A 7,728-nucleotide genomic window follows, 5' to 3' on the forward strand; every position below is an offset into this window, starting at 1 on the left:
TGCGAAAAATGTAGCTGCAAAATCCATAAAAAAGCTACCGGATATTTTTAATTACTTCAGCCTCTGCTTCCCCGCGGAGGCTGTTCTTTTTTGTACTCAAAGAAGACGAAAGTTTTAACAATAATCAGGTTCAACAATACTTTTTGTATCTTTATTGTTGTAAGAGAAAGATGTAGAGTAAGGCATGAGTACAAAAATATTTTCTTCCACCAAATTTAAAGTCATTACGGCCTTTAGCCTGTTGGCAATAGGTTTGATAACGGCCATTTATTTTTCTGTTAGCAGCTTTAAGCAAATCTCTGCTTCGGTGGAGACCCTGGCAAAGCCAAATGCAAAATCGGCCAAGCTTAACCAGCTATTAACAGACGTTTCCGAGGCCGAAAGCCAGATTCGCGCCTACACTCTTACGCAGGAACAACCTTACCTTATTAATTATGAAACCAGCCTGAACAGGGTTTTCAATAAGATTGATACTTTGCGCCTGCTTACCTCCCGACAGCCGGGCCAGCGAAAAAGGATTGATTCCATTGCCATGCTCATGCAGCAAAAAATAAAAGGCCTTAACCAGTTTATGGAACTGAAGGCCATGACCGACCAGCAAAGCTTTTCCGATAAGGCTTTAAGCCGGCTGAGCAAGCGTAGCGGAACTTCCGTAAAAGTAAAAACAGCGCTTAAGACTACCCAAAAGAAAGTAGAAGAAACTGTTTCGACCCTGCCGCGGGTAAGCATTGAGCCGGTCGAGAAAAAAGGGTTCTTCAGCCGCATATTCGGAAGCAAAGAAAAGCCAAACATAATGATTGCAGGAGGCGACAGCACGGTTACCACTACCCGCACCGAGGTAAGCATCGATACCATTGCGCTAAACCTGCAGGCTCCCGATACGGTACTGGGCAATGTGCGAAAAATTTTAAAAGAACTGCAGGAGGAAGAGCACAGCTATCGCCGGCAGCTGACCAGCCAGGAACTGGAATTATTAGAGAAAGACCAGGCCATAATGGACCAGATTCGCCAGATGATACGCGAACTGGAGCGGGAGGAAGCGCAGCTTTCGGCCGCCAATGCAAGGGAAGCCACCAGGGTAGCAAACCAGGCCTCTTTTATTATTTTCATGATTAGCTGTGCCGGACTCCTGTCGAGCCTGGTTTTCATGATCCTGATAGTAAAAGATATTACCCGGAGCAACTACTATAAAAAGAGTCTTGAGCTGGCCCGCCAGCGTTCTGAAAGACTCCGCCATATTAAAGAACAATTCCTGGCAAACATGAGCCACGAAATCCGCACCCCACTTAATGCCATTATCGGCTTTACAGAACAGCTACGTAAGGCAAGGCTTCCGGAACCGCAACAGTCCCAGATAAAGGCCATTAGCTCTTCTTCTGAATTCCTGCTGGCCATTGTTACCGATATACTTGATTTATCTAAAATAGAAGCAGGCCAGCTTCGCTTCGAAAAAAAGGACTTCGAGCTAAGGAATCTTATCGAAGAGACCTGCTATGTGGTTGAAAATAAGGCGCAGGTTAAAGACATTCTCCTCCAAAAGGATTTTCCCGAAGGGCCCTTCTACCTGCAGGGCGATTCCTTCCGCCTTCAGCAAATTCTTTTTAACCTGCTTAGCAATGCCATTAAGTTTACGGAAGAAGGCAGTGTTCGTATTCGTTTCGATGCGAATGACAATGGTTTCAGTAAGTATGTGGTTACGATAGAGGTACAGGACACCGGTATTGGCATTAGCCCTGAACACCTGCCCTATATCTTCGAAAACTTTAGTCAGGCCGATGATACCATTACCCGCAAGTATGGTGGCACCGGTTTAGGTCTTGCCATTACCAAAAAACTGGTGGAGCTCCAGGGAGGACAAATAAGTGTAGAAAGCGAAAAAGGAAAAGGATCGCTGTTTAAAGTAAGCATTCCGTTTGCCAAAGGGCAGGAGCACGTAGCTACGGAACCTGCCGATATTGCCATTGTACAGGAAGAGGGATGGTCAGGCAAAAAGGTGCTCCTGGTGGAGGATGATACGTTTAATGCTATGCTACTGAGGACGATCCTCCGGAAGTGGGGCATTGATTCTGATGAAGCCAGCAGCGGTTTTCAGGCACTCGAAAAAATTAAGCAACGTACTTACGACCTGGTTCTAACCGATATCAATATGCCCGGTATGAGTGGCATGCAACTGCTAAAGGAACTCCGCCAACTTCCTGATGGCCGCTCCGATACGCCTGTGGTAGCAGTTACCGCCAACGCCATGCCGCACGACCTTAATAATTACCTGAAGCAGGGCATGGATGCTTACCTGCTAAAGCCTTATTCGGAAAAAGATCTGGGACACCTGCTGGCCAGCATATGGGAAAACAATAAAGTGGAACAGGAGGCTCCGGAAGAAGAGCAGGCGATAGAACAGCAGGAGGAGGAATCCCTTAGTCTGGAGGTTTTTAACCAGTTTGCCTCCGGAGATCCGCAGGCATTTCTTCTTCTTTTGCAATCCTTCCTCGAAAATACTTCCGATAATATCCGGCAGTTAAAGCAACTGCAGCAGGCGAAGGATTATGTCAACCTTTCTGAACTGGCACATAAAATGTATCCGACCTTCAAGCATTTAAGAGCAGAAAGAGCGGCCGCTATTCTAAAGCAAATGGAGCTCACCAACCAAAAGGAGGCCGAAAATGAATTCGACCAACTAATAGAGGAGCTCCAGCAAAAGATAGAGGAGGTTGTAGATTTTGTGGAAGAAAAGGTCCGGCAGCTAAGTAAAAGTGAGGTAGTCAATCCTTAATCTTAACCATCGATGCTGTAAAGCTTTAACTTATTATAAAGCGTTTTGCGGTCGATGTTAAGAATACGGGCTGCCTTACTTTTATTGAAGTTCGTCTGGATTAGCACCTGCCGGATAAGCTCCTTTTCGTTCTTCTCATGAACGGCTTTAATATCCGTATGGTGGCTATTTACCCCGTTTTCTTCCAGCTTGTGTGCCTGCCGAACCAAATCCTCTGGCAGGTCTGGTAAATCGATGTGGCTGTTCCTTGCCAGCAGCGTACTCCTTTTTACGATATTCTTCAGTTCGCGGAGATTACCGGGCCAATTGTACTTCAGGAAAACGGTAAGGGCTTCGTGGGTAAATCCCCTTACATCTTTTTCCAGCTCCTCATTGGCCTGCTTCAGAAAATACTCGGCAAAGGTCACAATATCATCTTTCCGTTCACGAAGAGGCGTAACCCCTATACTAAACTCGTTAAGGCGGTGGTAAAGGTCTTCGCGAAAGCGTCCTTCATCAACAGCATTTTGAAGGTCTTCGTTGGTGGCAGCAATTATTCGCACATTTACCTCAATATCTACATTGCCGCCAATCTGCCTTACTTTCTTTTCCTGCAGGGCCCGCAGCAGCTTCACCTGCACCTCATAGGGCAGGTTCCCTATTTCATCTAGAAAGAGTGTGCCACCATCTGCTTCCTGAAACTGCCCTTTTTTGTCATTTAAGGCACCGGTAAAGGCGCCTTTCACATGGCCAAACAGCTCGCTCCCGGCTAAATCGTTGGAGAGTGTACCACAATCGACTGCCACAAATGGCTCTTCGCTGCGCTTACTCTTCTGGTGAATCATTTTTGCTACAAACTCCTTACCCGTTCCGCTTTCGCCCTGTATCAAAACCGACATACGGGTAGGCGCTACCAGAGAAATAAACTCTCTGATACGGCCGGCCTCTTCGGTGTTACCTTCCACATACTCGAAGTCCTGGAAACTACCATTCCCTCCATTCTCGTCTCCGGCAGGCGAATGCTGTGCACTCCGCTTAAGAGCACCCCGAATGTTCATCAGTATTTCATCCGGATTAACAGGCTTGGTCACGTATTCGTACGCACCGAGCTTCATGGCTTTAACAGCCGATTTTATGTCGCCAAAGCTGGTCATGAGAATCACCGGCACCTGGCTGTTCTTCTCAGAGTCCTTAACTTCTTTTAACAGGTCGAGCCCGGTGGTATCAGGCAACCGTAAATCGGTAAGAACAATATCGAACTCATCGGCCTTAATTTTTTTAAGACACTCTTTTCCATTAGAAGCTTCTGTAATATCGTAATTGTTCTTTAAAAGGAATGTCCGAAGCATGACCCTGAACATGGGGTCATCATCAACTATCAGTATCTTAGTCATATACAGCAAAAAATCATTGCAATGGTAACGCCATTAAAGGAGCGTCTTATATATAAAGGTACTCTTTTTAAAGCCTAACAAAAAAAGCGAAGCATAGTTATATGCTTCGCTTAGTTGGTTGAAACGGAAAAATCAGTTTAAAAAATAATTTGAGCCTGAAAAAACTGGGTATAAGTCACTTAACTTAATCCGCAGGCAGTGACAATGAGCGATCTTTGTCCAAAAAATTTACAGCTGTCAGCGGAATTACTCTACTTCCGGCTGCTCTTCTTCTATTAGCTGACCATTCTGGTCGAACACTATAATTAACTCTGGCTCTGGCTGAACGGCACTTACATTTTCTTTCTCAATTCCTTCCATTCCGGCTTCTGTTACTTCACCTTCCCCGGCGGCTGCATCAGCGTTGAGCGGAGCCAGTTCAAATTCATACACCACTCCTGCTACGGCTGGATCTTCTTCAGCACCTGCAGGCACTTCATAAATAGCCAATACTTCTCTGTCCTTATACTGTCCGTTTTTAAAGGCATCCTGCACAGCTACCGGTAACTCTACCATTTCTATCAGTACCCGGGCATCGTCCTGGTACATGGCATCTGTCTGCTCTATTACTTCTGCTTCATTCTGTGTTTCTTCTACCGGAGTTACCTGTGCAAAAGAAACTGATACACCAAAACCAACAGCTACAAAAGTTAAAAATGTCTTCTTCATCTTTAGAAAAATTTAAAATTCGGTTTATAAAAAATTTGTCTCTATTTTTTTATTTCTGTTAACCATACTGAAAGAACTGTGCCAGAAAAATCAAAATTGCGTAATTCGCTCACACTCTTACTTTTATCAAAAAGTTTCAAAAAATGACCTGCCATAAACTGTGTCCTTTTTCTACACAATGTGGAATTTATCCACAGCAAAAGTGGGGAACGAGGGCGTAACATTATTCTTTATCCTCATAAAAGCAGTTTTTCCACCGCTCTTCAGTAGCAGGCTTACCTTACTTAGTAGCTTTTATCCGACAAAAAGCCACTAAATATTACAATCACCTTATTTACAGGGCACTCTCGAAATAGAGCAACAAAAAAGGCTACCCCACATAAGCAAGGCAGCCTTCCGTTATTTATTTAAAAGAGGATTAGCGATTCATCAGCTCCTCAATTTCGTCGGCTTCAATAGGGATATTCCGCATCAGGTCAAAAAGACCATCTTCAGTAATGACCACATCATTCTCCAGGCGAACACCAATACTTTCGTTTTGAATGTAAATGCCTGGCTCTACGGTAAAGACCATTCCTGGCTCGAACTTCCGGTAAATATTTCCTACATCGTGCACATCGAGTCCAATGTGGTGAGAAGTTCCATGCATAAAGTATTTTTTATAGGCAGGGTTCTCCGGGTTCTGGTTTTTTACATCTGTTTTGTCGAGAAGGCCCAGCTTAAGCAGTTGCTCGGTCATGAGCTTCCCTACCTGTTTGTGGTATTCCGGTATGGTATTGCCCGGGCGCAGCAGTTTAAATGCCTCGCGCTGCACGTGCAATACGGCATTGTATACCTCCTTCTGTCTTTTGGTAAAGCGGCCATTTACCGGAATGGTGCGGCTCATATCGGCATTGTAGTTGGCATATTCGGCCCCAACATCAAAAAGAATAAGGTCGCCATCTTTACACTCGCCCCTGTTCTCGATATAGTGGAGTATACAGGCATTTGCCCCGCTGGCAATAATGGGAGTATAGCCAAAACCGCGGCTGCGGTTACGCACAAACTCATGAATAAACTCTGCCTCTATCTCGTACTCCCTTACCCCGGGCTTTACAAAATCCAGCACCCGCCGGAAACCACCTTCGGTAATATCGCAGGCCTTTTGCAGCAGGTCAATTTCGGGCTGAGATTTAATAGGGCGCAGCTGGGTGGTTAAGGGTGCGGCGCGCTCATATTCGTGTAGCGGATATTTGTCCTGGCACCATTTGGCAAAGCGCATGTCGCGGGTTTCGGTAGTAGAAGCGTTGCGGATATGCTCATTGCTGTTCAGGTACAAATGCGCCGCCTGCGACATTAAGGTATTAAATGTTTGCTCAAACTGCGAAAGCCACATTACGGTACGGATACCGGAGGTTTCATAAGCTTCTTCCTTGGTATATTTATGCCCTTCCCAAACAGCAATATGCTCATTGGTTTCGGTAACAAACAAAACTTCTCTGAACTTCTCATCCGGAAAATCGGGAAACAGCAGCAAAATACTTTCCTCCTGGTCGATGCCGGAAAGGTAAAATAAATCATTATTTTGCCGGAAAGGCATGGTTCCATCGGCATTGGTGGGCATTACATCATTCGAATTAAATACTGCCAGGCTGTTAGGCTTAAGCAGGGCAGAAAAATTTTTTCGGTTGTGTACAAACAGGTCTTTGCCTATTGGTAGGTATTTCATAAAAATAAGGTTTATACAATTACTGAATGATTGCTAAGGTCTTAATTTTTTTTCTGAAATGCTATTTTATCTACCCTCAAAGCCTCTCTACGCCAGTTTCGAAAACAGCCGTAGAAAAAGAACCTTCCGGGCTGCACCTTCGTAATAACAGGCACTCCGGGCTTTACCCTGATTTTTTAACTAAACAATTTTTAAAATGAGCAAAACAGGTATATATGTTCAGCAGCAGGCAAGAAGAAATGCCGCTGACTGGATTGAAACATATGCCCGCATAGGCATTGCCGCCAAAGGGGTTGTATATGTTTTAATTGGTGTACTGGCAGCCATGACTGTTTTTGGCGCTGGTGGCGAAAATAACGGCAAAAACGGGGCTTTCCGGACAATTCTGGAGCAGCCTTTCGGTAAAATTCTGCTAGGTATTGTAATTATTGGCCTGTTGGGTTATGTAGGCTGGCGCATGATACAGGCTTTTAAGGATCCGGAAAGGAACGGCGATGACACAAAAGGTATTACCAAACGAACCGGCTTTTTTATTAGCGGGCTGGTATATCTTTTCCTTGCCTTCTCGGCACTTCGCTTACTGCTCCCCTCCCTCAGCAATGGTAGCAGCGGTGGTGGCCGGCAATTACTGGTGGCGAAAATGCTGCAGCAACCCTTTGGCCAATGGCTGGTAGGCATAGCGGCAGTTATTATTATTGGAAAAGGAATTTTTCAGCTGTACAAAGCCTACACCGGAAAGTTTAAGAATAAAATAAAGAAGCATGAAATGAGCCGGGAAGAAAAAGCCACCTTTATGCGTGCCGGGCGAATTGGCTATACCGCCAGAGGCATTGTGCTGGGTATTATTGGTTACTTTCTGCTCCGTGCCGCTTTACAGTCCGACGCCAGCGAAGCACAGGGAACTGAGGGCGCACTTAACTTCTTAAGTACCACCGGCGGACCTTACCTGATGGCGGCAGTAGCGATAGGGCTTGCCTGCTACGGCATTTTTATGTTCGTTAAATCGAAGTATCGCTATATGCCGGATGTAACTCCATAAAGAATTTAGACTCTTTAGCAGAAAAAGAAGCATGACGAGATTCGTGCTTCTTTTTTTTTGTTTCTGGTGTCCCGTCCTGAAATAGCGATACACAAAAAGAAACGTTATGAGACAAGGAGAAGAGCCAGAG

5 protein-coding genes are annotated in these 7,728 nt (G+C 45.2%); 2 read left to right on the forward strand and 3 right to left on the reverse strand.

Annotated elements, in window-relative coordinates:
• The first annotated feature begins 184 nt into the window (after nt 1-184).
• A complete protein-coding gene (locus tag F752_RS0104735) occupies nt 185-2,770 on the forward strand; it encodes an ATP-binding protein (protein WP_017730584.1) in 2,586 nt (861 codons plus the stop codon).
• Nucleotides 2,771-2,772: 2 nt separating this feature from the next.
• On the opposite strand, the gene F752_RS0104740 is transcribed toward F752_RS0104735, so the two are convergent.
• The 3 genes from F752_RS0104740 to F752_RS0104750 all read right to left on the reverse strand — a co-directional run bounded on the left by F752_RS0104740 (nt 2,773) and on the right by F752_RS0104750 (nt 6,559).
• Complete coding sequence (locus tag F752_RS0104740) at nt 2,773-4,143, reverse strand: sigma-54-dependent transcriptional regulator (RefSeq protein WP_026135522.1); 1,371 nt, start codon at nt 4,141-4,143, stop codon at nt 2,773-2,775.
• Between the two features lie 246 nt (nt 4,144-4,389).
• Nucleotides 4,390-4,851 (reverse strand): hypothetical protein, encoded by a 462-nt coding sequence (locus F752_RS0104745; RefSeq protein ID WP_017730586.1) that lies wholly within the window; start codon nt 4,849-4,851, stop codon nt 4,390-4,392.
• A 418-nt stretch (nt 4,852-5,269) separates the two neighbouring features.
• Nucleotides 5,270-6,559: an aminopeptidase P family protein gene (locus F752_RS0104750; protein ID WP_017730587.1), complete on the reverse strand. Its 1,290-nt coding sequence runs from the start codon at nt 6,557-6,559 to the stop codon at nt 5,270-5,272.
• Nucleotides 6,560-6,755: 196 nt separating this feature from the next.
• Here F752_RS0104750 and F752_RS0104760 point away from each other — a divergent pair, with 196 nt between their 5' ends.
• Nucleotides 6,756-7,598, forward strand: coding sequence for a DUF1206 domain-containing protein (locus F752_RS0104760; protein ID WP_017730589.1), 843 nt, complete (start codon nt 6,756-6,758; stop codon nt 7,596-7,598).
• Nucleotides 7,599-7,728: the final 130 nt, after the last annotated feature.

It is taken from the genome of Nafulsella turpanensis ZLM-10, from assembly GCF_000346615.1.
Lineage (GTDB): Bacteria > Bacteroidota > Bacteroidia > Cytophagales > Cyclobacteriaceae > Nafulsella > Nafulsella turpanensis.

Bases quoted from the DNA above. Each gene is read 5' to 3' on its own strand.
- F752_RS0104735 (WP_017730584.1), top strand. From the start codon at position 185: ATGAGTACAAAAATATTTTCTTCCACCAAATTTAAAGTCATTACGGCC.
- F752_RS0104740 (WP_026135522.1), bottom strand. From the start codon at position 4,143: ATGACTAAGATACTGATAGTTGATGATGACCCCATGTTCAGGGTCATG.
- F752_RS0104745 (WP_017730586.1), bottom strand. From the start codon at position 4,851: ATGAAGAAGACATTTTTAACTTTTGTAGCTGTTGGTTTTGGTGTATCA.
- F752_RS0104750 (WP_017730587.1), bottom strand. From the start codon at position 6,559: ATGAAATACCTACCAATAGGCAAAGACCTGTTTGTACACAACCGAAAA.
- F752_RS0104760 (WP_017730589.1), top strand. From the start codon at position 6,756: ATGAGCAAAACAGGTATATATGTTCAGCAGCAGGCAAGAAGAAATGCC.